This window comes from Kitasatospora sp. NPDC056531 (genome assembly GCF_042794375.1).
Taxonomy (GTDB): Bacteria; Actinomycetota; Actinomycetes; order Streptomycetales; family Streptomycetaceae; genus Kitasatospora.
In genome coordinates, this window is record NZ_JBHTTU010000008.1 from 135,130 (window position 1) to 157,620 (window position 22,491).

At 73.7% G+C, this 22,491-nt stretch carries 23 protein-coding genes; 12 read left to right on the forward strand and 11 right to left on the reverse strand.

The window, feature by feature from the left end; all coding sequences use genetic code 11:
• Nucleotides 1–33 precede the first annotated feature (33 nt).
• Both ACFQ87_RS11215 and ACFQ87_RS11220 read right to left on the reverse strand, forming a co-directional pair.
• Complete coding sequence (locus tag ACFQ87_RS11215) at nucleotides 34–1,296, reverse strand: MurT ligase domain-containing protein (protein ID WP_380610382.1); 1,263 nt, start codon at nucleotides 1,294–1,296, stop codon at nucleotides 34–36.
• 261 nt (nucleotides 1,297–1,557) lie between these two features.
• Entirely contained in the window at nucleotides 1,558–2,262 is a 705-nt protein-coding gene (locus tag ACFQ87_RS11220; RefSeq protein ID WP_380610383.1) for a GNAT family N-acetyltransferase, read from the reverse strand.
• A gap of 280 nt (nucleotides 2,263–2,542) precedes the next feature.
• Between ACFQ87_RS11220 and ACFQ87_RS11225 the strand changes: the two genes are divergently transcribed.
• Nucleotides 2,543–2,776, forward strand: a complete 234-nt coding sequence (locus tag ACFQ87_RS11225) for a hypothetical protein (protein ID WP_380610384.1) — start codon at nucleotides 2,543–2,545, stop codon at nucleotides 2,774–2,776.
• Nucleotides 2,777–2,895: 119 nt separating this feature from the next.
• Here ACFQ87_RS11225 and ACFQ87_RS11230 read toward each other — a convergent pair whose 3' ends face one another.
• From ACFQ87_RS11230 to asnB, 4 genes are all read right to left on the reverse strand, one after another.
• A complete protein-coding gene (locus ACFQ87_RS11230) occupies nucleotides 2,896–3,321 on the reverse strand; it encodes a hypothetical protein (protein WP_380610385.1) in 426 nt (141 codons plus the stop codon).
• Nucleotides 3,322–3,398: 77 nt separating this feature from the next.
• Nucleotides 3,399–4,823: a pyridoxal phosphate-dependent decarboxylase family protein gene (locus tag ACFQ87_RS11235; RefSeq protein ID WP_380610386.1), complete on the reverse strand. Its 1,425-nt coding sequence runs from the start codon at nucleotides 4,821–4,823 to the stop codon at nucleotides 3,399–3,401.
• Nucleotides 4,824–4,962: 139 nt separating this feature from the next.
• A complete protein-coding gene (locus tag ACFQ87_RS11240) occupies nucleotides 4,963–6,072 on the reverse strand; it encodes a hypothetical protein (RefSeq protein WP_380610387.1) in 1,110 nt (369 codons plus the stop codon).
• 208 nt (nucleotides 6,073–6,280) lie between these two features.
• Entirely contained in the window at nucleotides 6,281–8,131 is a 1,851-nt protein-coding gene (gene asnB, locus ACFQ87_RS11245) for an asparagine synthase (glutamine-hydrolyzing) (RefSeq protein ID WP_380610388.1), read from the reverse strand.
• Between the two features lie 193 nt (nucleotides 8,132–8,324).
• Here asnB and ACFQ87_RS11250 point away from each other — a divergent pair, with 193 nt between their 5' ends.
• Both ACFQ87_RS11250 and glmS read left to right on the forward strand, forming a co-directional pair.
• The gene (locus ACFQ87_RS11250) at nucleotides 8,325–8,600 is read left to right on the forward strand and encodes a hypothetical protein (protein ID WP_380610390.1); all 276 of its coding nucleotides are present in this window, start codon (nucleotides 8,325–8,327) and stop codon (nucleotides 8,598–8,600) included.
• A gap of 85 nt (nucleotides 8,601–8,685) precedes the next feature.
• The gene (gene glmS, locus ACFQ87_RS11255) at nucleotides 8,686–10,512 is read left to right on the forward strand and encodes a glutamine--fructose-6-phosphate transaminase (isomerizing) (RefSeq protein ID WP_380610391.1); all 1,827 of its coding nucleotides are present in this window, start codon (nucleotides 8,686–8,688) and stop codon (nucleotides 10,510–10,512) included.
• 61 nt (nucleotides 10,513–10,573) lie between these two features.
• Here the strand turns inward: glmS and ACFQ87_RS11260 are convergent, their stop codons facing one another.
• The gene (locus ACFQ87_RS11260) at nucleotides 10,574–11,494 is read right to left on the reverse strand and encodes a glutaminase (protein WP_380610447.1); all 921 of its coding nucleotides are present in this window, start codon (nucleotides 11,492–11,494) and stop codon (nucleotides 10,574–10,576) included.
• A gap of 277 nt (nucleotides 11,495–11,771) precedes the next feature.
• Entirely contained in the window at nucleotides 11,772–12,479 is a 708-nt protein-coding gene (locus tag ACFQ87_RS11265; protein ID WP_380610392.1) for a DUF3152 domain-containing protein, read from the reverse strand.
• Nucleotides 12,480–12,726: 247 nt separating this feature from the next.
• On the opposite strand from ACFQ87_RS11265, the gene ACFQ87_RS11270 reads away from it, so the two are divergent.
• The gene (locus tag ACFQ87_RS11270) at nucleotides 12,727–12,942 is read left to right on the forward strand and encodes a heavy-metal-associated domain-containing protein (RefSeq protein ID WP_380610393.1); all 216 of its coding nucleotides are present in this window, start codon (nucleotides 12,727–12,729) and stop codon (nucleotides 12,940–12,942) included.
• Nucleotides 12,943–12,996: 54 nt separating this feature from the next.
• Here ACFQ87_RS11270 and ACFQ87_RS11275 read toward each other — a convergent pair whose 3' ends face one another.
• Entirely contained in the window at nucleotides 12,997–13,542 is a 546-nt protein-coding gene (locus tag ACFQ87_RS11275) for a DinB family protein (protein WP_380610394.1), read from the reverse strand.
• Nucleotides 13,543–13,639: 97 nt separating this feature from the next.
• Here ACFQ87_RS11275 and ACFQ87_RS11280 point away from each other — a divergent pair, with 97 nt between their 5' ends.
• Nucleotides 13,640–14,611 (forward strand): helix-turn-helix transcriptional regulator, encoded by a 972-nt coding sequence (locus ACFQ87_RS11280; RefSeq protein ID WP_380610395.1) that lies wholly within the window; start codon nucleotides 13,640–13,642, stop codon nucleotides 14,609–14,611.
• A 36-nt stretch (nucleotides 14,612–14,647) separates the two neighbouring features.
• Here ACFQ87_RS11280 and ACFQ87_RS11285 read toward each other — a convergent pair whose 3' ends face one another.
• Nucleotides 14,648–15,982, reverse strand: a complete 1,335-nt coding sequence (locus tag ACFQ87_RS11285; RefSeq protein ID WP_380610397.1) for a PLP-dependent aminotransferase family protein — start codon at nucleotides 15,980–15,982, stop codon at nucleotides 14,648–14,650.
• 146 nt (nucleotides 15,983–16,128) lie between these two features.
• Between ACFQ87_RS11285 and ACFQ87_RS11290 the strand changes: the two genes are divergently transcribed.
• The 3 genes from ACFQ87_RS11290 to ACFQ87_RS11300 are packed head-to-tail and all read left to right on the forward strand — an operon-like array spanning nucleotide 16,129 to nucleotide 18,152.
• Nucleotides 16,129–16,893, forward strand: a complete 765-nt coding sequence (locus ACFQ87_RS11290) for a crotonase/enoyl-CoA hydratase family protein (RefSeq protein ID WP_380610399.1) — start codon at nucleotides 16,129–16,131, stop codon at nucleotides 16,891–16,893.
• 52 nt (nucleotides 16,894–16,945) lie between these two features.
• The gene (locus ACFQ87_RS11295) at nucleotides 16,946–17,716 is read left to right on the forward strand and encodes a GNAT family N-acetyltransferase (RefSeq protein ID WP_380610401.1); all 771 of its coding nucleotides are present in this window, start codon (nucleotides 16,946–16,948) and stop codon (nucleotides 17,714–17,716) included.
• 52 nt (nucleotides 17,717–17,768) lie between these two features.
• Entirely contained in the window at nucleotides 17,769–18,152 is a 384-nt protein-coding gene (locus ACFQ87_RS11300; protein WP_380610403.1) for a hypothetical protein, read from the forward strand.
• On the opposite strand, the gene ACFQ87_RS11305 is transcribed toward ACFQ87_RS11300, so the two are convergent.
• On the reverse strand, nucleotides 18,124–19,050 hold the full coding sequence (locus tag ACFQ87_RS11305; RefSeq protein WP_380610404.1) for a LysR family transcriptional regulator: 927 nt from the start codon (nucleotides 19,048–19,050) through the stop codon (nucleotides 18,124–18,126). The genes ACFQ87_RS11300 and ACFQ87_RS11305 overlap by 29 nt on opposite strands.
• A 231-nt stretch (nucleotides 19,051–19,281) precedes the next feature.
• Here ACFQ87_RS11305 and ACFQ87_RS11310 point away from each other — a divergent pair, with 231 nt between their 5' ends.
• The 4 genes from ACFQ87_RS11310 (at nucleotide 19,282) to ACFQ87_RS11325 (ending at nucleotide 22,327) form a co-directional block, all read left to right on the forward strand.
• On the forward strand, nucleotides 19,282–19,812 hold the full coding sequence (locus ACFQ87_RS11310) for an SRPBCC family protein (RefSeq protein WP_380610405.1): 531 nt from the start codon (nucleotides 19,282–19,284) through the stop codon (nucleotides 19,810–19,812).
• Between the two features lie 6 nt (nucleotides 19,813–19,818).
• On the forward strand, nucleotides 19,819–20,547 hold the full coding sequence (locus tag ACFQ87_RS11315; RefSeq protein WP_380610406.1) for a maleylpyruvate isomerase family mycothiol-dependent enzyme: 729 nt from the start codon (nucleotides 19,819–19,821) through the stop codon (nucleotides 20,545–20,547).
• Between the two features lie 306 nt (nucleotides 20,548–20,853).
• A complete protein-coding gene (locus tag ACFQ87_RS11320; protein ID WP_380610407.1) occupies nucleotides 20,854–21,378 on the forward strand; it encodes a hypothetical protein in 525 nt (174 codons plus the stop codon).
• Nucleotides 21,379–21,601: 223 nt separating this feature from the next.
• Nucleotides 21,602–22,327, forward strand: a complete 726-nt coding sequence (locus ACFQ87_RS11325; protein ID WP_380610408.1) for a DUF6461 domain-containing protein — start codon at nucleotides 21,602–21,604, stop codon at nucleotides 22,325–22,327.
• The last annotated feature ends 164 nt before the right edge of the window (nucleotides 22,328–22,491 follow it).

Sequence of the window (22,491 nt, forward strand, 5' to 3'; positions counted from 1 at the left end):
CCGTCACGAAAAGACTGGCGTGCGGGCGCGGCATCAGCCGGCCACGACCTTCCGCAGCTGCTGGAAGGCGGTGTAGTTGGCGATGGCCTCGATCCGGCCGGGCGGGGCCATCCGGACGGCCTGCTCCAGGGTGTCCACCACGTGGAACTGCAACCCGGCGACCTCCAGGCGGACGGCCAGGTCCAGCTTGCGCTGGCCCATCACGAAGATGGGGTGGCCGGCCAGGCGCTCGTAGTCGACGTCCCACAGCCAGGAGGTGTCGGTGCCGTCGGCGTCGAGGGCGTTGACCGAGAGGATCACCGGGGCCGGCGGGCCGTCGATCAGCGAGAAGGTCTCCAGCCAGCCGGCCGGGTTCTTGGCCAGCAGCAGCCTGATGTCCCGGCCCTGGTACTGGACCACGTCGTAGCGGCCGGCCACGGCGGTCACCGAGCGCATCCGCTCCAGCGCGACCTGCGGGGAGACGCCGAACACGGCGGCGACGGCGGCCGAGCTGGTGGCGTTGGCCAGGTTGGCCCGTCCGGGCAGCTGCAGCTGGATCGGCCAGGCGCCGCGCTGCGGGTCGATCACGTGGGTGCCCTGGAGCGCCCAGTGCGGGTTGGGGCGCCGGAAGCCGCAGTCCTGGCAGAACCAGTCGTCGCCGGGGCGCTGCATCACACCGCCGCACGCGGGGCAGGACCAGGCGTCCTCCTTCCAGGCCTGTCCGGCGGCCACCCAGACCACCTTCTTGCAGGAGGAGGCGGCCCAGGTCACCAGCGGGTCGTCGGCGTTGGCGATGACCACGGCCTCGGTGTCCTGCAGGCCCTCGCGCCACTTCTCCGCCATCATGCGGGTCTCGGCGGCGCGGTCGAGCTGGTCGCGGGAGAGGTTGAGCAGGGCGATCGCCTTGGGGCGGGTGTCGCGGGCGACGGTCGCCAGGTACTTCTCGTCGACCTCGATCACGCCGAAGCGGGCGTCACTGCCGCCGGCCAGGGCGGAGGTGATGCCGGCCGGCATGTTGGCGCCCAGGGCGTTGGAGACCACCGGGCCGGCGGCGCGCAGCGCCTCGGCGATCAGGCGGGTGGTGGTGGTCTTGCCGTTGGTCGCGCTGACCAGGACGACGTCCAGGTGGTCGGCGAGGGTGGCGAGCAGATCGGGGTCGAGCCTGAGGGCGACCTTGCCGCCGATCACCGAGCCGCTTCCGCGTCCGGCCTTGCGCGACACAGCGGCGGCGACCCGACCGGCCGTGACCGCGATCTTGGCGCGGGCCGGCAGCGAGGCGTCGCGTGCGCCAGTGGGCTCCGATTCGGTGCCTGCCATGCTCAGTGGTTCCTCCTTGCTGCGGCACCGCCCGTGGCCGGATAACAGGCCGTCGGGCGGCGGGGACGGGGTCAGCCTACCGACTCCGTCGCCCGACCGGACGATCCGGACCCCGCGCCGCCTGCTGCGACACGGGCGCGGGGGCCGCTGACTGTCCGTCAAGGAGGGCGGTGTACGGAGGGACCCTTCGTTCCCGGGCGGGCGCTACGCGGCCGTCGCCGGGTTCCCGGGACGCTCCGTAAGGATGTGGTGAAGAAATGGTCAGCGGCCCGGAGCGGGGGTGGGCGTGGGGGCGGTTCCGGCGGCCAGGGTGGCGGTGATCACCACGGTGCCGTCCTCGGCGCGGAAGTCCAGCGGCGCGGCCAGCCGGCGCATCGCGGCGATCAGCGCGGCGTTCGCGGCCTGGGTCACCGCGTACACCGTCCCGACCCCGGCCGCCCGGGCCGCCGCGGTCAGCCGTCGCAGCAGGGCCAGGCCCAGTCCGTGCCGCTGCCAGGCGTCCTCGACCAGCACGGCGAGCTCCGCCTCGCCGTCGTCCCACATCAGGTGCCCGAGGGCGAGCAGCCGCCCGTCGGGGGCGGTCACGGCGAGGCTGCGGCCGTGCCGGGCGTCCAGCAGGTGGTCCAGGTAGCGGTCGGCGTCGCGGACCGGCCCGTGGTAGCGCAGCCGCAGCGCGGTGGGGGAGCAGCGGCCGTGCATCGCGAGGGCCGCCGCTTTGTCGGCCGGCCCGGCGGGGCGCAGCAGCAGCTCGGTCCCGTCCGGCAGGGACAGCCGGGCCACCTCCTCCGCGGTCTGGGCGTCCGGACGGGCCGGCGCCGGGTGCGGGCGGGCCTGCCGGTGCGGGCCGCCGGTGAGCGCGGGCGGCCGGGCGGCCTGGCCGTCGGGCGCCGCGCACCGGGTCCTTGGGTCGGACCTGCGGAAGGGCCGGTGCCAGAGCCGTTCGGAGCCAGTGCGTGATGCCGTCATGGGGCCGACGCTACCGACAGTGCGCTTCCGGCCGGTTACGTGATCGTGAACGCACTGATGCCCGGGGCGCAGGCGGCCCCCGGGCCGGGACGACCCCGCCGGAGGCCCGGTCCGGCGCCTCATGCGGCCGGGACGGAGTGACCGCGCACTGACCGAGCACTGACCGCGCACTGACCGGACACACTCACGGATGGCTCAGGTTCCGTGACCGCCGGAGCCCCTTCGGATAGGGATGGCTCGGCTCTCCGCCGAACCCACCTCGATCCGAAGGGGCTCTCCCATGCTCACCAGGAACTCCGCACTGGCCACCGCCTGTTGCGCCCTGCTGCTGGCCGTACCGCTCGCCCTCGCGCAGTCGGCCGCCGCCGACAGCATCAGCAGCACCAGCAACAACGGCCCCAAGACCCCAGAGGAGGCCGCCACCTGCAAGGCCGTGACCGGCGCCCTGCTCGGGGGCTTCGGCAGCATGCTGGGCAACGCCGTGTGCGTCGTCCAGCCGCCGAGCAACGGCTGAGCCCGGGTCCTCGTCGAACCGGCGGCGGGTGCGTCCTCAGGCCCCCGCCGGCGTCGAGGTCAAGACCGGGAACCGACCGATCGGTGGAGCCGCGCCGGCGTCCTCCGGTCCCGACGGGTTCAGGCGATCCGGGTCGGGGCGTCCTCGACGGTGTGGCCGGTGGTGGTGAGCAGGGTGGTGAGGGCGGCGGGGCTCAGGGACAGAGGGGTGCGGAGGAACAGTTCGTCGGTGGTGGGGTGGGGGTGGAGCGAGACCAGGGTGATCTGGTGGTCGGCGAGGGTGGTGTGGGTGTGGGCCAGGGCGGTGGTGCGCACCCGCCACAGGACGGTCGGGGGAGGGGCGTGCGGGGACCACCAGGCGTGCAGCAGGGCGGCGGCGAGCAGCGCGAGGGCGGAGGTGGCGAGGACGATCGGGCCGTCGGAGCCGTGGAGGACGACCTTCGCGATCAGGTCGGCGGCGGTGACGGAGAGGAAGGCGGCGGCGAGTTCGACGGTGTCACGGCGCCAGCGGCGGGCACGGTGGAAGGAAGGCTTCGAGTGCTCCATGGCCTCCACCGTGCCCGACCGGTGTTTCCCGATCACGAACCCGCCGTGACCTGGCCGTTAAGGTCCGCCCGGGGGTGTTACGGGAGCAGCTCGTGGGCCGCGGCCTTCACCTCGGCGAGGAGCAGGTGCAGGTCCTCCTCGGTGGTCGCGGCGTTGAGCAGGCAGGCGCGGAGCATCTCGTGCTCGCCGAGCCGGGCGCCGGTGACGAAGACCCGCCCGCGCCGCTGGACGGCGAGCGGGAGGTCGCGGTTGAGGGCGTCGCGGGCGGCGGCGTCCCGGCCCGGGGCGCGGTGGCGGAACGCGACGATGGAGGTCTGCACCTCGGCGAGCAGCTCCAACTCCTCGTCGGCCTCGACGAGTTCGCCCAGGCGCCGGGCGAGTGCGGTGCAGTGGGCGATGTCCTGGGCGAGGCCGGCGCGGCCGCGGTGGGCGATGGTGGCCCAGACCTTGAGGGCGCGGAACGGGCGGGTCTGCTCGGTGCCGTACTCGGAGAACCAGCCGAGCGAGCCGGCCGCCTCGTCGCGCAGGTAGGACGGGACGAGGCTGAAGGTGCCGCGCAGCTCGTCGGTGTCACGCACCAGCGCGCAGCCGCAGTCGACCGGGACGCCGAGCCACTTGTGCGGGTCGAGGGCGAGCGAGTCGGCGCGCTCCAGACCGGCGTAGCGGTGGGCGATGGCGGGGTCGAGCCGGCCGAAGGCGCCGTACGCGCCGTCCACGTGCAGCCAGAGCCGCTGCTCCTGGCACAGGTCGGCGATCGGGCCGAAGGCGTCCACCGCGCCGGTGCCGACGGTGCCGGCCGAGGCGACCACCAGGAAGGGCAGCAGCCCGGCGGCGCGGTCGCGCTGGATCGCCGCCCGCAGGTCCGCTGTGTCCAGGCGGCCGTCGGGCCCGGTGGCGACGGTGCGCAGCTGCCTGCTGCCGAGGCCGAGGAGCTCGGCGGCCTTGCGGACGCAGGAGTGGGTCTCGCCGGTGACGTAGCCGACCAGCGGCGGCATCCCGGCCAGGCCGTCCGCGCGGACGTCCCAGCCGGCCTGCCGGGCGGCGCGGTTGCGGGCGGCGGCGAGGCAGACGATGGTCGCCATCGAGGTGCCGGAGGTGAGCAGGCCGCCGCCGGCCGGGTGCGGGAAGCCGACGAGTTCGGCGATCCAGCGGACCACGGCGCGCTCCAGGTGGACGTCGGCGTGGTCGCCACCGGCCGAGCTGGGGTTCATCGCGGCGGCGGCGAGGGTGGCGAGCACCCCGGCGGGGGCGGGGGCGGAGTTGACCCAGCCGAAGAAGCGCGGGTTGCCGTTGCCCATGGGGTGGGGGAGGACGTCCCGTCCGATGGCGTCCAGCAGCTCGGTGAGCGGCCGGCCCCGGTCGGGCAGCGGGGCGTCGAGCAGCGCCTGCCGGGCGGCGGGGTCCATCGGCTGCCAGACCGGGCGGGCGGGCAGTTCGGCGAGGTAGTCGGAGACGAGCTCGGCGGTGGTGTGGGCGGCGGCGCGGAAGTCCTCGGTGGTCATGGCGTGCTCCAGGGAGGCCGGGGTCGGACTGGGCGAGGCGCGGCTTCCTCGGCGCACCCTGGTCAGGCGATGGTCGGGCGATCTTACGCAGAGGGCCCGCGCCGGGTGGCGCGGGCCCTCAGGCTGAGACCGGGTGGGGTCAGTCCAGGGAGCCGGACAGTCCGCTCGCGGAGCGGCAGTAGCCCTGCATCTCCTTGTTGGTGATCTTCGCGCAGAGCCGTCCGGCGGCGCCGCCGTCGGTGTAGTTGACCGTGTAGTAGCTGACCAGCCCCTCCGTGCAGGCCTTGCGCTGCCAGCCGTCGGCGGCGGTGGCGCACTGCTGGGCGGCCCAGTCCTCGCGGTCCAGGTTGTACTTCATGGTGCGCGAGCCGACGCCCCGGCTGCAGTCCACGGCCCCGCCGTTGGCCTTGCCGTTGAGGCACCACTTGAGGGCGTCGGCGTAGACCTCGGGGTGGTTCGGGTAGTCGTGCGAGGAGAGGTAGAAGGTCGGGGCGTAGAAGTAGCAGGCGGACTGGAACAGTGCGGGCTGGTCCTTGCACGGGTACAGCGGGTCCTGGGCGAGCTTGTCGGCGGGCAGGTTCGCCTTGGCCTGCTCGTCCTCCTCGTCCGGGCCGAAGAGCTGCATGAACAGGCCCTCGGAGCAGCGGATCCGGTTCTGCTCGGTGGTGAACTTGTTGCACAGGTCGCGCGCCTTGGAGACGTCCTGCTTGGCGACGAACATGGTGCCGTGGCCGACGCCGTGGATGCAGGGGCCGGTGTTCTTGGGGGCGCACAGCTTGAGCAGGTCCACCTCGGGCTGGGTGGAGGCGTTGAGCATCTCCTCGACCGCGCCGTGCAGGTAGCCGGCCGCGCAGGTCTCGTGCGGGAAGGAGATGACCTTCTGGAAGTCCTCGTTGAAGCGCTTGACCGCCGCGTGGCCGAGCTCGTGCGCGATCGGGTGGCAGAAGCGCACGGTGTACGGCTTCTCCTTGGTGATCCGGTCGAGGTCGGCGAGGGCGACGCCGGGGTCGGTGGCGTCCATCTCGGCCATCAGCTTGTTGCGCAGCGTCGAGCGGGTCCACACCGCCGGGTCGCCGGTCGGGGTGGCGCTCGCGGTGCCCGCCACGGCGGGCTGGGCGTCGGGGGCGGTGCCGGCGACGGCCGGGGCCTCGCTGGCCGCCGCGGGCGACCAGTCGGTGACGGCCACCGAGCCGAGGCCCAGGACGCCCAGGAGCAGGGCGGTGAGAATCGCGAATACTCGCGGCTGCATGACGGGATCCCCCGGCGGATCGAGGTGAACGGTTCGCTCCCATCCTGACGGCACGGGGGCGGGAAGCCGCGTTTTCGCCCGCCATTCGGGAGGTGTCGGCGACGCTACCGCATCGTGCGACGTCCGGGCGGGGCGGGCCGGTTCCCGGTGATCGCCCGGACGGCGCAGCGGTCTCGGCGCGGGCCGCCGCACCGTCCGGTCACAAGGGTCAGAGCTCCAGCGTCACCTGGTACTCCGTCAGCCAGGCGTCCAGGTCCAGCGCGAAGTCGACGCCGAGCAGGACCGACCGCGGGTCGGTGTCCGGGGCGAGCGCGGCCGCGAGCCGGCCCCGGTCGAGCAGGTCGAGGGCGGGGGACTCGTGCCGGGCGGCGAGCTGGGCGAGTTCGGCGCGCAGCAGCGCCGGGTAGTGCGGGTCGGCGATGACCGGGTACGGGCTCTTCACCCGGTCGGCGATCGCGGCCGGCAGCACGTCCCGGACGGCGGCGCGCAGCAGGCTCTTCTCCCGTCCGTCGAAGCTCTTCATCGCCCACGGGGTGTTGAAGACGTACTGGACCAGCCGGTGGTCGCAGAACGGCACCCGCACCTCCAGCCCGTTGGCCATGCTCATCCGGTCCTTGCGGTCGAGCAGGATGCAGACGAAGCGGGTCAGGTTGAGGTAGGAGATCTCGCGCATCCGCCGCTCCAGCGGGTCGGCGTGGTCCAGGTGCGGGACCTCGGCGATCGCCTCGCGGTAGCGGGCCCTGCGGTAGCCGTCCAGGTCGAGCTTGGTGAGCAGGCCGGTGTCCAGCAGGTGTTCGCGCGGGACGGAGCCGGGGCCGGCGATGGTGGCCATGCCGGCGAGCCAGGGGAAGTCCTCGGTGGCGACGGTCGTCGGGTCGTGGAACCAGCGGTAGCCGCCGAACAGCTCGTCGGCGGACTCGCCGGACAGCGCCACGGTGGACTCCCGGCGCACGCCCCGGAAGAGCAGCAGCAGTGAGATGTCCATGTCGCCGACGCCGTTCGGCAGGTCGCGGGCGCGCAGTACGGTGGCGCGCCGGGACAGGTCGGTGAGCTCGGCGGCGTCCAGCTCGATCACCGTGTGGTCGGCGCCGACGTGCTCGGCGAGCAGCTGGGCGTACGGGCCGTCCTGGGTCTGCCGCACCTCGTCGGTGTGGAAGTTCCGGCTCTGGCCGGTGAAGTCGACGGCGAAGGAGCGCACCGGGCCGGCACCGGCCCGGCGCAGCGTCATCGCGGCGAGGGCGGTGACGGCGCTGGAGTCCAGGCCGCCGGAGAGCAGCGAGCACAGCGGCACGTCCGAGTCCAGCTGGCGGTGGACGATGTCGTCCAGCAGGGCCCGGACGGTGGCGACGGTGGCCTCCAGCGAGTCGGTGTGCTCGCGCGCCTCCAGCGCCCAGTACCGGCGCACCGAGATGCCCTCGCGGCGCACCCGCACCACGTGCCCGGGCCGGACCTCGTGGATGCCCCGGTACGGGGTGAGGCCGGGGGTGCGGGTGTGGGCGAGCAGTTCGCGCAGCCCGTCCAGGTCGACCGCCGGGCGCACCGAGGGGTGGGCCAGGATCGCCTTGACCTCGGAGCCGAAGAGCACGCCGTCCGGGGTGGGGCGGTAGTGCAACGGCTTGACGCCCATCCGGTCGCGGACCAGCAGCAGCTCCTCGCGCCGGGCGTCCCAGATCGCGAAGGCGAACATGCCGTTGAGCCGCTCGGCCAGGCGCTCGCCCCACTCCAGGTAGGCGTGCAGCACGACCTCGGTGTCGCTGCGGGTGCGGAAGCGGTGCCCGGCCGCCTCCAGTTCCGCGCGCAGCTCGCGGTGGTTGTAGACCTCGCCGCTGTAGGTGAGTGCGGCCAGCAGTCGGCCGTCGTGCTCGACCGTCATCGGCTGGACACCGCCCTCCACGTCGATCACCGCGAGCCGGCGGTGGCCGAGTGCGGCGTGCGGCTGCAGGTGGACGCCCCCGGCGTCCGGGCCGCGGCAGAGCTGGGTGGCCGTCATCGCGTCGAGGACGTCCCGTTCGGCGGTGAGGTCGCGTTCGAAGGCGACCCATCCGGTGATCCCGCACATCAGCAAGCCTCCGGTCTTCCGCTGGGTGTTCTCCAGATCACGCTACGTGTGGAATCGGCGCCGCTTCAAGGGGCTGTCGGGAAGGTGACGGGCGGGGGTCCGCTCGGTTGCCTGAGCTGAAAGTCGTAAAGTCTGCCCGAATTCGGGCAAGATCTTTGGCTTCGACGGGCGGTGCGGCCTAGAGTCCTCACTCGTGCCGAGCTCACCCCACCCTCACGAAGACCTCCTCGCCCACCTCACCCGGACCAGCCCGCTCGGGCCCCAGGAGGCGGCGCGGGTCGTGGCGGAGGTGCTGGCGTACTTCTCCGAGAGCACCGAGGAGTACGTCCGTCGCCGCCACGGCGAGCTCCAGGCACGCGGCCTGACCAACGAGCGGATCTTCGCCCGGCTCGCCGAGGAGCTCTCCGCCCGCCGCGTCGCGGCGCCGGAGCTCTCGGCCCGCCAGCTGCGCCGGATCGTCTACGGCTGAGCGCCGCCCCTCACCGCGCTCGGCCGCGCGACCGTCCCGATACCCGACCTTCTCCAGACCCGACCTTCCCAAGAGGAGACCGCGCATGTGCGGAATCGTGGCCTACATCGGCCCCAAGGACGCGACCCCCTTCCTGCTGGAGGGACTGGCCCGGCTGGAGTACCGCGGCTACGACTCGGCCGGCGTCGCCGTCGCCGGGCGCACCGGCGGGATCAAGCTCCGCAAGGTCAAGGGCCGGGTCGCCGACCTCGCGGCGGCCGTGCCGGCCCGGTTCAAGGGCACCACCGGCATCGGCCACACCCGCTGGGCCACCCACGGCGTCCCCAGCGACGCCAACGCCCACCCGCACCTGGACACCGCCGAGCGGATCGCCGTCGTCCACAACGGCATCATCGAGAACGCCGACGAGCTGCGCGCCAAGCTGACCGCCGACGGCGCCGTGTTCCGCTCCGAGACCGACACCGAGGTGCTCTCCCACCTGATCGCCGCGCACGCCGCCGAGGGCGTCGAGCTGGAGGACGCCGTCCGCGCCGCGCTCGGCCGCGTCGTCGGCACCTACGGCATCGCGGTGCTGGACGCCGAGCAGCCGGACCGCATCGTGGTCGCCCGCAACGGCAGCCCGATCGTGCTCGGCCTCGGCGAGAAGGAGATGTTCGTCGCCTCCGACGTCTCCGCCCTGGTCCGCTACACCCGCCAGGTCGTGCACCTGGAGGACGGCGAGCTGGCCACCGTCCGCGCCGACGGCTTCCGCACCTTCACCGCGGACGCCCGCACCACCCACCGCCAGCCGTCCACCGTGGACTGGGAGATCGACTCCTACGACACCGCCGGCTACGAGCACTTCCTGCTCAAGGAGATCCACGAGCAGCCCACCTCGGTCGAGCGCACCCTCAGCGGCCGGCTCGACGAGCGCTTCAGCACCGCCCACCTCGGCGGCCTCAACCTGGACGCCCGGGAGCTGCGCGAGATCCGCCGGGTGAAGATCCTCGGCTGCGGATCCGCCTACTACGCGGGCGAGATGGGCGCGCAGCTGATCGAGGAGCTGGCCCGGATCCCCGCCCACAGCGAGCCGGCCTCCGAGTTCCGCTACCGCAACCCGGTGATCGAGGCGGACACCCTGTACGTCGCGGTCAGCCAGTCCGGCGAGACCTACGACACGCTGGCCGCCGTCCAGGAGATCAAGCGCAAGGGCGGCCGGGTGCTCGGCGTCGTCAACACCGTGGGCAGCGCGATCGCCCGCGAGTGCGACGGCGGCATCTACCTGCACGCCGGCCCCGAGGTCTCGGTCGCCTCCACCAAGGCGTTCACCTCCACCGTGGTCGCCTTCGCGCTGCTCGCCCTGCACTTCGGCCGCATCCACGACCTCTCGCCCGCCGACGGCCGCCGGATCGTCTCGGCCCTGCAGGCCCTGCCGGACCAGATCCGCGAGGTCCTCGACCAGAGCGACGAGATCGCCCGACTCGCCGCCGAGTACGCCGACTCCAGCGGCATGATGTTCATCGGCCGGGTGCGCGGCTACCCGGTCGCCCGCGAGGGCGCCCAGAAGCTCAAGGAGATCTCCTACGTCCACGCCGAGGCCTACCCGGCGAGCGAGCTCAAGCACGGCCCGCTGGCCCTGATCAGCCCCGAACTGCCCACCGTGGCCCTCGTCCCGGACGACGAGCTGCTCGACAAGAACCTCACCACCCTCGGCGAGATCAAGGCCCGCCACGGCCGGGTCATCGCCGTCGCCCACCGCCGCCCCGAGGAGAAGCTCGCCGACCACTGCATCCTGGTCCCCAAGAGCGAGCCGGAGTTGGACCCGCTGCTCCTCAACATCCCGCTGCAGCTGCTGGCCTACCACGCCGCCGTCGCCCTTGAGCGGGACGTGGACAAGCCGCGCAACCTGGCGAAGAGCGTGACGGTGGAGTAGTCCGCCGCCCGCCGGTTCCCCGGGCCCCGGTCGCTGTGCGGACGACCGGGGCCCTTCCGGCTCAGAACACCGAGCAGCCGGAGAGGGTGGTGAGGGTGTCGAGGGCGGTGACGGCGGCGACGGAGTTGCCGGCCTGGTCGAGGCGGGGGCCCCAGGCGCAGACGGCGGCGCGGCCGGGGAGTATGGCGAGGATGCCGCCCCCGACGCCGCTCTTGCCGGGCAGGCCGACGCGGAAGGCGAACTCGCCGGCGGCGTCGTAGGTGCCGCAGGTGAGGAGGACGGCGTTGACGCGCTTGGCCTCGCTGCGGGACATCAGCCGGGTGCCGTCGGTGCGCACGCCGTAGCGGGCGAGGAAGGAGCCGGCCAGCACGAGGTCGCGGCAGCTCGCGGCGACGGCGCAGTGGGCGTAGTAGTGGTCGAGGACGGTCTCGACCGGGTTCTCCAGGTTGCCGTGGCTGGCGATGAAGTGGGCGAGCGCGGCGTTGCGGTGGCCGTGCTCGGCCTCGGAGGCGGCGATCACCGGGTCGGTGTCCAGCAGCGGGTTGCCGGACTCGCGGCGAAGGAACTCCCGTACGGTGCCGGAGGCGTCACCGGTCAGCGACTGCAGGCGGTCGGTGACCACCAGGGCGCCGGCATTGATGAAGGGGTTGCGCGGGATGCCGTGCTCGGTCTCCAGCTGCACCAGGGAGTTGAAGGGGTTGCCGGAGGGCTCGCGGCCGACGCCCCGCCAGAGGGCGTCACCGCCGTCGTCGCTGTGGGACAGGGCGAGCGCCAGGGAGAACAGCTTGGAGACGCTCTGGATGGAGAACGGCTGCTCCCAGTCGCCGACGCCGTACAGCTCGCCGTCGACGGTGGCCACGGCCATGCCGAAGGCCTCCGGGTCCGCCGTGGCGAGGGCCGGGATGTAGTCGGCGACCCGGCCGCGGCCGGTGGTCGCCCGGGCGGCCGCCTCGGCGGCCTCCAACAGCACCGGCCAGTCCAGGCTCTCCCCGTCGTTCACGGCTGTTCCTCCACGTGCACACGCTTGACGATCATGGTTCGGACCGGGTGTCGACCTTTCGGTGACACCCGGTCCGACCAGTGATTATCCGTGCTCCGGAGCCTTGCCGCGTCCGTGCGCCGCTCGGGGCCTGAGAGCTGCGGTGTTACGGCGCGGTGGTCGGGGCCTGCCCGCCCCGAGCCGAAGGGGCGCGCCGGTGCTGAAAGGGAGAAGCGACCAGCGAGGTACGAGCGCCGGAGCGCCGACCGTCGGTACCGGGTCAGAGCGCCCCGGAGGCGAGCGGGCGAGTATCTGGCGGGCCGGTGAGCAGTGTGCCGGCGTCCGAGTAGGGCCAGCCGTTGGGCACGCAGCCGTGCAGGCCCTTGATCTGCTGCATCATCACCGGCGCCGGGGCACCCGGGCCCGGGCAGTCGACGTGGCCGTTCCCCAGGATGTGGCCGACCTCGTGGTTGACGGCGAGCGCGTGGTACAGCTCGGGCTGGCCCCGGTAGAACTCGGACAGCTCGGTCCAGCGCTTGAGGTTGATCACGACCTGGTGCCCGACCCCGCAGTTCACCGAGCCGCCGGTGTCCAGGCCGTACTGGCCGCAGATCCGGTCGGTGGACCGCGGGGTGGCCAGGTAGACCGTGAAGTCCACCGGGTCGGCGGGCACCCGCTGGAAGGAAGCCGTGTTCCCGGCGGCCCAGCCGCGACGGGTGTCGCCGAGGACGGCGTCCACCTCGGCGGCGAACTGCTCGGGGCTCTCGGCGATCCCGTTCTCCACCCGAACCTTGTAGCGGTAGAGGTGCTCCCCGGTGCCGAAGCGGGCGGAGCCGCCGGGTGCGGTGGCGAAGACCAGCGGCGCGGGCCCGGTGTGCCAGGGCTGCCACCACAGCAGGCCGGCCGTCACCACCGCGACCAGCGCCAGGGCGAGCGCGCCGTGCCAGGGCTTGCCGTGCTTCCAGTGCTTCCGGGAGGTGGCGGCCATGTGGAGCAACTCCTGAGCTGGGTCGAAAAGGGGTGCATCAGGAGGGACGCGCAGGCGGGCGGCGGGGGTTCAGGCGGGGTACCGGCGGCTCCTGTCGGGCGCTGGGTCCGGCCGGTTCCCGGAACCACTCGAAGGTGCCACCCGTGTGGCGTGTCCCCGGGGAACGGCGTCGGATTGGGGTGTTGTGGTGCGGGTCGACCGGTTCGACCGCTCCTGACCCACCAGCTGCCCTATCGGAGGCGCCGTCATGTCCATCACCACCGTCCTCACCGTTGACGGCATGAGCTGCGGCCACTGCGAGAAGACCGTGAGCGCCGGGCTGGCCGCCATCCCCGGCGTCACCGGCGTCGTCGCGGACGCGCCGAGCGGCCGGGTCACCGTCGCTTCCGCTCAGCCGCTGGACGGGGCGGCCGTCCGCAGTGCGGTGGACGGGGCCGGCTTCACGCTCGTCGGCCGGCTCTGACCCCCCGTGCGGTGGGGTCTGCCGCCCGAACCCCGGCGGCAGACCCCGCCTGCCTCAGCCCATGCTCTTCGCGCCGTCCAGCGCCTCGCGGATGATGTCGGCGTGGCCCGCGTGCTGGGCGGTCTCGGCGACGATGTGCATCAGCACCCGGCGGGCCGACCACTCGGCGCCGGCCTCGAACCACGGGGCCTTCGGCAGCGGCTGAGTGGCGCCCAGGTCGGCCAGGGTGGCCACCAACTCGTCCGTGCGGAGGGCGACTTCGGTGTACTCGGCGAGCACGCCCGCCAGCGTCTCACCGGGCAGCATGCGGAACTCGTCGGTGCGGCGAGCGAAGTCCGCCTCGGTCCAGGCGGTGAAGTCGGGCATCGCGGACGGGCCCTCCACGATGAAGTTCGCCCACAGGCGCTCGACCGAGGTGACGTGCTTGATCAGCCCGCCCAGGCACAGCTCGCTCACGGTGCTCCGCGCGCCGGCCTGCTCGTCGGTGAGGTCGCGGGTGGTGAACCGCAGGAAGTGCCGCTGCTTCTCCAGCGCCACCAGGAGGTCGGCGCGCTCGCCGGTGACGGTGGTCTTGGCGGCGGAGGTGGTGGTCGTGGTCATGGCTCTGGCCTTCCGTTCGGTTCCTGCTCTCGGACAAGAACTACGCTAACGACCATTGCGGTCACTTCCTGTCCTGAATCCCGGAGACAATCAGGGCATGGCGAACACCAGCACCCGGACGCTGCGACTGCTCTCCCTGCTCCAGACCCACCGGTACTGGCCCGGCGAGGAATTGGCCGACCGACTCGGCGTCTCCGTCCGCACCCTGCGCCGCGACATCGACCGGCTGCGCGAACTCGGCTACCCCGTCGAGGCCCAGCGCGGGGTCGACGGCGGCTACCAGCTGGCGGCGGGCGCGGCGCTGCCACCGCTGGTCATCGACGACGAGGAGGCGGTCGCACTCGCGGTGGGCCTGCAGGCGGCGGCCGAGAGCCCGGTCGAGGGCGTCGGCGAAGCCTCCGTACGGGTGCTGGCCAAGGTCGTACAGGTGATGCCGGCCCGGCTGCGCCGCCGGGTCGAGGCGCTGCGCGCGATGACCGTCCCGGTCGACTGGGGCACCTCCACGGGTTCCGGCGTCGACCCGGACGTCCTCACGGTGGTCGCGCTGGCCTGTCGCGACGGCGAACGGCTCCGTTTCTCCTACACCGCCGCCTCCGCGCCCCGTACCGAACGCCACGTCGAACCGCACCGGCTGGTCAGCCTCGACCGGCGCTGGTACCTGGTCGCCTACGACCTCGACCGCGCCGCCTGGCGCAGCTTCCGCCTGGACCGCCTCACCACCCCCCACGGCAGCGGCGCCCGCTTCGCCCAGCGCACCCTCCCCGCGGCCGACGCCGCCGAGTTCGTCCGTGCCGGCCGCAGCGGCATGCCCCGGCCGCACCGGGTGGAGGCCCTGGTGGAGGCTCCCGCCGAGCGCGTGCGCGCGCACGTGGGGCGCTGGGGCGAGGTCGAGGAGGCCGGGGCCGAGCGCTGCCGGCTCGTGATGACGGCGGACTCGCTGGACTGGCCCGCGATGGCCCTGGGCTCGCTCGGCGCCGAGTTCCAGGTCGTGCAGCCGCCCGAGCTGCGGGAGCTGCTCGGTGAGTGGGCGGCCCGTTTCGGGCGGGCGGCGGGGGCGGGGACGGAGTAGGAAGTCGGCCCGGTCGACTTCTCGTGCGGCGGGGGCTCACGGGGCGATGGACTCGATGGTGGTGCGTAGGCGGTGGAGGGCCTCGGGGAGTCGGGCGAGTGGGGGTGTGGCGAGGGCGAGGCGGATGGCGTTGGGGTGGTGGGGGGTGGTGGCGAAGGCGTCGGCGGTGGAGACGAGGATGCCCTCGGTGGCGAGGAGGGCGGCGACGTGGTCGGGGCGTTGGTGGGGTTCCAGGGTGAGCCACTGGATGTAGGAGGTGGGGTGGGCCGTGACGTCGAGGCCGGCCAGGGCGGTGCGGGCGAGGGCCTGGCGGGCGGCGGCGTCGGTGCGGCGTTGGTGTTCGAGGTGGGTGACCGTGCCGTCGGCGATCCAGCCGGCGGCGAGGGCCGTCGTCAGGCCGGGGGCACCCCAGGCGGCCGCGCGTAGCTGGGTGGTGGCGGCGCGCAGGTGGCGGTCGGGCAGGACGGCGAAGCCGAACCGCAGGCCCGGGGCGACGTTCTTGGACAGGCCGGCGACGTAGCAGGTGCGGTCGGGGGCGAGGGCGTGCAGCGGCGGGGGCGGTGCGGCCTCCAGGAAGGCGTAGGTGCCGTCCTCGATCAGCGTGCAGTCGTGTTCGGCGGCGATCTCGGCGAGGCGCTCGCGCTGGGTGCGGTCCAGCACCCAGCCGAGCGGGTTGTGGACCGTCGGGATCGTGTACACCGCGCGGACCGGCCGGGCGCGGCAGAGGCGGTCGAGCGCGTCGAGGTCCGGGCCGGCCGGGGTGACCGGGACCGGGGCCGGGTCGAGGCCGTGGGCGGCGGCGAGCAGCTTGATGCCCGGGTAGCTGAGCGCGTCGACGGCGAGTACGTCGCCGGGGCGGGTGAGCGTGCGCAGGACGCAGTCCAGGGCCTGCTGCGCCCCGCTGGTGAGCAGGACGTTCTCCGGTGCCGTGTCGACCCCGCGGTCCAGCAGGTGGGTGGCCACGACGGCCCGGTCGTGCCGGTGGCCGCCCGGCGGGTGCTGGCGCAGCAGGGCCTCGGCGTCGCCCGAGGCGGCGAGCGCGCGCAGGGCCTGGCGCAGCAGGTCGCCCTGCCCGGTGGCGAGCGGCTGGTTGAAGGACAGGTCGGCCACTCGCGGCACCGGGAGCGCGCGCGAGGGCTCGATGCCGTCGTAGCCGGAGCGCACCCGGACGAAGGTGCCCCGGCCCTGTTCGCCGACCACCAGCCCGGCGGCGCCCAGTTCGGCGTACACCCGGGTGGCCGTGGCGAGGGCGATCCGGCGTTCCCGGGCGAGCGCGCGGTGGGTCGGGAGCCGGGTGCCGGCCGGGATGGCGCCGGAGCGGATCGCGGCCGCGTACTCGTCGACGATGGCCTTGTAGGCGGGCGGTCGCATGGGTGGCCTGCCGTTCCGTGGTCCAAGGTGGGCGGAGGGTGGGGCGGAGTGCGCCAGGAGTGTATCCAGGACAATAACTGGATTGTCCTGGGCCGGTGTTCCTAGCCTGCGACGAGCAGGACCAAGGCGAAAGGGAGCATCCGGCCATGACCGTCCGCAGCGAGCGGGACCAGCACGTCGTCACCCTCACCATCGACCGGGAGAAGAAGCTCAACGCCCTCGACTATCCGACGATCGACGCGCTGCTCGCCGAACTCGACCGGATCGACGCCGACGACACCGTCCGCGCCGTCATCCTCACCGGCGCCGGGCAGCGCGCGTTCAGCGCCGGCGCGGACATCCCGTCCCTGGCCGCCAGCATCGCGGGCGGGCCCGAGCGGGCGCTGCGCGAGTTCGTCCGGCGCGGCCACACGCTGACCCGGCGGATCGAGGAGTTCCCGAAGCCGGTCATCGTCGCCGTCAACGGGCTCGCGTACGGCGGTGGTTGCGAGATCACCGAGGCCGCGCCGCTGGCGATCGCGGCCGAGCACGCGACCTTCGCCAAGCCGGAGATCTCGCTCGGCTTTCCGCCGCCCTTCGGCGGCTCGCAGCGGCTGCCGCGCCACGTCGGCCGCAAGCGCGGGCTGGAGATGATCCTCACCGGCGACCCGATCCCGGCTGTCCGGGCCGCCGAGATCGGCCTGGTCAACTCGGTCGTTCCGGCGGACGAACTCCTCGACTCGGCCCGGGACTTGGCGGAGCGCATCATCCGGTACGCGCCGAGCGCCGTGGCGGCCTGCCTGCGGGCCGTCACCCGGGGGATCAACCTGCCGATCGACGAGGGCCTCGCGGTCGAGGCGGCGGCCTTCGCCGCCACCGTGCCGACGGACGGCGTCCGGGACGGGCTGCGGCGGTTCCTCGACCGTTCGTAGGCCCGCTTCAAATTCGCTTGGCCCGGAGCCTCGGCGGGGCGACTATGACGGGATGTCCGATCTCCTTGAGCGTGTGACCGCCTTCCATGTCGCCTTCGCCCGCCGCCAGGCGGCCGAGATCGTCGAAGCCCCCGAGTTCCCCGGGGTGTTCGCGGTTCGGGACGAGGAGTTCGTCCGCTCCCACGAGCACAACCACCTGGTCGTGACGGGGCCGGGCACCGATCCGGCGGTGCTGCCCGAGCTGGCGGCGCGGTGGCTCGGGCAGCGTGGCCAGTACGCGATCGCCGTGCTGGACGACGAGTTGGGCGAGCGGGCCGCTCCGGCGCTGGCCGAGGCTGGGTACGAGTGGGGCGCCGCCGTGCTCCTGACCCGCGGGACGGAGGGCTGTGTACTGCCCGAACCGGCCGCGCTCCCCGCCGAGTTGGCCGAGCTGCGGGCTCCGGTCCTGCGCCAGCAGGCGGAGTGGTACGGGGACGAGGAGCTCGCCCGCCAGCTCACCGACCGCCGGGCCGCCCGGCTGCGCGGCGCCGAGCAGGTGCACTTCCTGGCCGCCCGGACGCCGGACGGGCGGATCGCGGCCTGGAGCGACCTCTACCTCGACCGGGCCGCCGGGCTGGCCCAGCTGGAGGACCTGGTCACCGATGCCCGGCATCGCGGCGCGGGCCACGGTGACACCCTGCTCGCCACCGGTCTGGCGCTGGCGGCCGCCGTCGGCATCCCCCGGCTCTTCCTCGCCGCGGACGCCGCCGACTGGCCGCGGGAGTGGTACGGGCGGCGGGGCTTCACCGAGATCGGCCGGATCCACTCCTTCCACTCGCGCTGAGCGGCGAAGGGGCGGTGGTCGGCGGCCGACCTCGGCCGGTCAGGATGGACACGTGACTACGGAACGTGAACTTCCCCGTGCGGTGAAGGCCCTCGACACGCCCGCGCTGCTCCGGCTGGAGGAGCGGGCGCTCGACCTCGGCCTCAGCCAGCGGCTGGACCCGGCGTGGGTGCGCGCTCACGCGGCACCCGGCGGACGGCACTACCTGCGCCCGGCCCTGTGGCATGCCCTCTCCCACCGCCCGGAGCTGCCGGGCCAGTTGCGCTGCGCGGTGCTGCTGGCCGTACGGACGGGGGAGTACCTGCGGAGCCTGCTGGACGTCCTGCCGGAGGACTTCACCGCGCTGCCGGGTGCCGTCCCGGGGGAGGAGGGCCTGCGGTGGGCCCTGGGCGGTGCCGCACCGTCGGTCAGGGAGTGGCAGAACCCGGAGGGCTAGCGGGTGTTGCGCCCCGCCCGCAGTGGGCCGCGACAGTGTCGGCGAAGGCGCGGGCCAGCGGGCACAGGGTGTCCCAGTCGCGCAGTGCCCAGCCGACGGTGAGGCCGGGCAGGTCGGGCAGGGGCAGCAGTCGCAGGCCCGGGTGGCCGGGGCCCTGCCACTCGGGGAGTGCGGGTACGACGGCCTGGCCGAGGCCGAGTTCGGCCAGCAGGATGGCGGTGTCCCAGTCCGTGACGCTGGTGTCGAAGACCGGCCGGATGCCCGACTTGCCCAGCCAGTCGTCGAGTTGGGAACGGGACACCGAATTCTGCGGCAGTCCGATGAGCCGGGCGTCCTGGAGGTCGGCGGGTTCGATGCGGTCCCGGGCGGCGAGCGGGTCGTTGGCCGCGACGGCGAGGACCCAGGGCAGGTCCACCACGGGCCGCTGGTCGACGCCGCGGACGGGGGTGCCGAGGGTGATCCAGGCCAGGTCGACGTGCCCGGCGGTGAGCGCCTCCAGGCAGTTGCGGCTGGAGACCCCGGTCTGGAACTCCAGGCTGACCTGCGGGAAGCGCTGTCGGAAGTCCACCACGGCCGCGGACATGAAGTGCCGGATACTGGTGGCGCCGGTGGTGATCCGTACCGATCCGCCTTCCCCGCGCGCGAGTTCGGCGATGGTGCGCAGCGCGTGGTCGATCCCGCCCAGGCCGGTGGCCACGGCCGTCTGCAGATGGCGTCCGGCCTTGGTGGGGGCGACGCCGCGCGGGTGCCGTTCGATCAGGGTGAGGCCGAGCTCGCGCTCCAGCCTCTTCACGCGCTGGCTGACGGCGGACTGGCTGCACGCCAGGTCGCGGGCCACGGCGCTGAGCGAGCCGGCCCGGCAGACGGCGGCGAAGACACGGAGGTCGTCAAGGGTCACGGGGATCCAAGGTAATGCTTGGAAGTGTCCCAGCAAACCGGTGGATTGACTTGGATGTCCGGCAGGATCGATCATCGATCGCAGGGCCCGCGAGAAGGGCGGCAACCCGCCCGCTGCCCTCGCGGCGTTCCGGACGCCGAGGCGGGGGTACGGCGGGTGTCGACCCGTAAGAGTTTGCTGGATCAGTTGCATCAGGTACGTGAGCGACATCAGGTACGGAGGGGGAGCGGCATGAGGTACGCCGATGGTCCGGGCACGCAGTGCGAGGTGATCGTCCGGGCTGCGGTGGAGCGGGTCTGGGGGTTGGTGACCGACATCGCCCTGCCCGCCAGGCTCAGCCCGGAGCTCCACCAGGTCGCCTGGCTGGCCGGCGCGGACGGCCCCGCGGTGGGCGCGCGCTTCGAGGGGCACAACCGTCGGGTGAACATGCGCGACTGGCGGACGGTCTCCGAGGTGATCGAACTGACGGAGTGCCGCGCCTTCGCCTGGGCCGTCATGGACCTGGACGGCCGGTACGGCGACCCGGTGTCGGAGGTGCCCGGTGCGCTGGCCCGGTGGCGCTTCGACCTGACTCCCGAGGACGGTGGCACCCGGGTGCGCCAGTCGGTGGTCATCGGCCCCGGCCGCAGCGGCGTCACCCTGGCCATCGAGGCCCGACCGGAGCTGGAGGAGAAGATCGTCGCCTTCCGGCTGGACGAGTTGCGCGCCGGGATGACGGCGACCCTGGAGGGCGTCAAGTCGCTGGCCGAGGCAGGGCGTTAGGTCGACATGGAGACGGAGACCGCGGGCCTGCTGGAGGCGGTCCGGGCCTCGGCGGAGCGGCTCGGCGCGAGTGTCGGGACGCTGACCGACCGGGAGGCCCGGGAACCGTCGTCGCTGCCCGGTTGGAGTCGGGGGCACGTCCTCACGCACCTCGCCCGCAGCGCCGACGCGTACCGGTGGATGCTCGCCGTGGCCCGTACCGGCACGCCGCCCGGGCCGCGCGCCGACTCCGCCGAGCTGGAACGGCGGTTGCGCGAGGGCGCGGGGCGGTGCGCCGGTGCGCTGGTCACGGACCTGCGGGGCAGTCTGGACGGGCTGCTCGCGGACGCGGCGGCGCTGCCCGCCGAGCGCAGGGCGGTGCTGGTCGCCGCGCTGGCGGGGTGGCGGCACCCGGCCTGGTACCTCCTGTGGCGGGCCTGGCGCGAGCTTGAGGTGCACCATGTGGACCTGAACATCGGCTACTCGGCTCGGAGTTGGCCGGAGGCCTTCGTCCGGCGGGCGCTGGAGGAGAGCGTGGCGGCGCTGGCCGCGCGGCGGGTCGCGGTCGCCCGGATCGAGGCCGAGGACCTCGGCCTTACCTGGCCCCTCGGCGAGCAGGGCCCGGTGGTGCGCGGCCAGGGGTACGCGCTGCTCGCCTGGTTCGCCGGGCGTGGTCCGGCGGCGGACCTGTGCTCGGACGGTCCGCTGCCGGCGCTGCCGAGTTGGCCGCTGCCGCCGGTGCCCGGCTGGGGGTGAGGCGCCAGGGGTGGTGAACCGTTGGCAGTCGAGTTTTGTTGAGTGGGCTTTGGTGTCCGTGAGTGACTTTGCCGGTTCGGTCGAGGTGTCGTCGTGAAGGTCTCGCTTCGCCTGTTGGCGCCTCGGCCCACCAGGTGCTGCCGTTCCGAGAGCTGCGGGCGCGCGGGGTGCGGGTCGGGCTCGACTGGGGGGTGGACCTGGCACTGCCGGTGGGCATGCTCGTGGCCGCTGCCGTCTACGCCCCTAGGAAGTCGGTGGGTCCGACTTCCTGCGCGGGCGGTTCGGGGCGCTGGCTAGGGTGACCGGGTGGACATAGCAGCGGTGGCGATCGCAGTGACCGGTGTGGCGGGGACCCTCGGGGCCGCGCTGCTCACCCAGCGGGGCGCGGAACGGGCCAAGCGGCGCGAGTTGGAGCTCAGCCAGGCCTTCCAGGAGACCCGTGAGAACCTCGCCCTGCGGCGCGGCTGCTACACCCGGCTGTACCGTGACGCACGGCAGTTCGCGACCGCGCTCAACCGGCACCTGCACGTCCTGCGCGACCGGACGCCCGAGGAGGGCGACACCCGGGCGCTGGAGGAGGCCAAGGACGCGCACCGCAACCACTGGTCCGAGACGCTGATGATCGCACCCGATGCCGTGATCGCCCCGGGCGACACGGCGAACCAGGCACTCACCCGCGTCTACGGGATGGTCAAGCGCCTGGAACAAGGCGATGCGCGGCCCGGTGAGAGCCTGCGATCCGCCGCCGAGGCGCAGGACGAGCTGTGGGCGCTGATCAAGACCATGCGGCACGCGATGCGGCAGGACCTGGGGGTGAGCGGGGAGTTCTAGCCGTGGGGAGGCGTGGTGGGTTCCGGGGGAGTGCACCGGGGGTGACCGCGGACAGCTCTCCGTCGGGCGGCGACGACTGCGGCCGAACGGCGGCACGCCACACGTGAGTTCGCCCTCCGTACCATCCTCTGACCGGCTGTCGGGGCTGCATGCCGGTGGCGTCGGCTAGGGTGCGTCCGGCTGCGCCTGTCCATCGCGGGTCGGCGTGAAGGGGAGGGACGTCATGGGCGACGGTGCACGCGGGGGCGGGGGGCGGGGCGGTGACGGCACCCTGCGGGACAGCACCCTGCGGGACAGCACCCTGCCGAACGGTACCCGGCGGGACGGCATCCAATGGCTGGCGGACGCCGGTGCCGAGGTCGACGGGGTGGTGTTCGCCCGGGGCATCCCGCCCGAGGAGCTCGCCCGTCGGATGGGGGCCGACCCGGCGGCCGTGACCGGGCCGATCAGCGGGACGGAGATCTGGGACCTGGACATCGAGGGCTACCGTCCCGGTGGCGACGGCGACGGCGTGATCCGGGTCGGCGAGGCGGGCGGCTGGTCCTTCGCGATCGAGTACGGCGACTCGACCGGCGGCGAGTTGCTCACCGAGATAGCCCGACACGGCGCCGAGGTGGTGCACTTCCGCCCGATGCCGGAGCAGCCGCCGGCCCTGCTCGACTACGCCCGGGACGGCGCCGTGCTGTGCGGCTTCGGCCTGGGCGAGGAGCGCTGGCGCTGGGGGCAGGAGCCCGATCTGCTGCTGCCCGAGCTGGTCGCCGCGCAGGTCCTGGAGGCCGACGGCATCACCCCCTGCGCCCCCGGGGGCGAGCCCGCCGGGGCCGTCCGGCGTCGGGCCCTCGGCGTGGTCGGGCGGCGGTTCGGGCTGCGCCTGCCCCGGGCGGTGCTGGGCGAGCTGCGGCTGCCGGCCTACGTGGTGCGCGGCACGCCGGGGCTGGGGCCGCGCTGAGGCTCCGGAGCGGGTCCTCAGCACGAACGGCGGACGCCGCCAGGGGGGGGCACTTCGGCCCCCCCCGGCGGGGTCCGGGAGCCGGGGGGGCGGGGACGGGGGATCCGGGGGCAGTTGCGTTGTCATAGTAGGGGTAAGTCGGGTTGCCCAGGTACTTGTCGTCC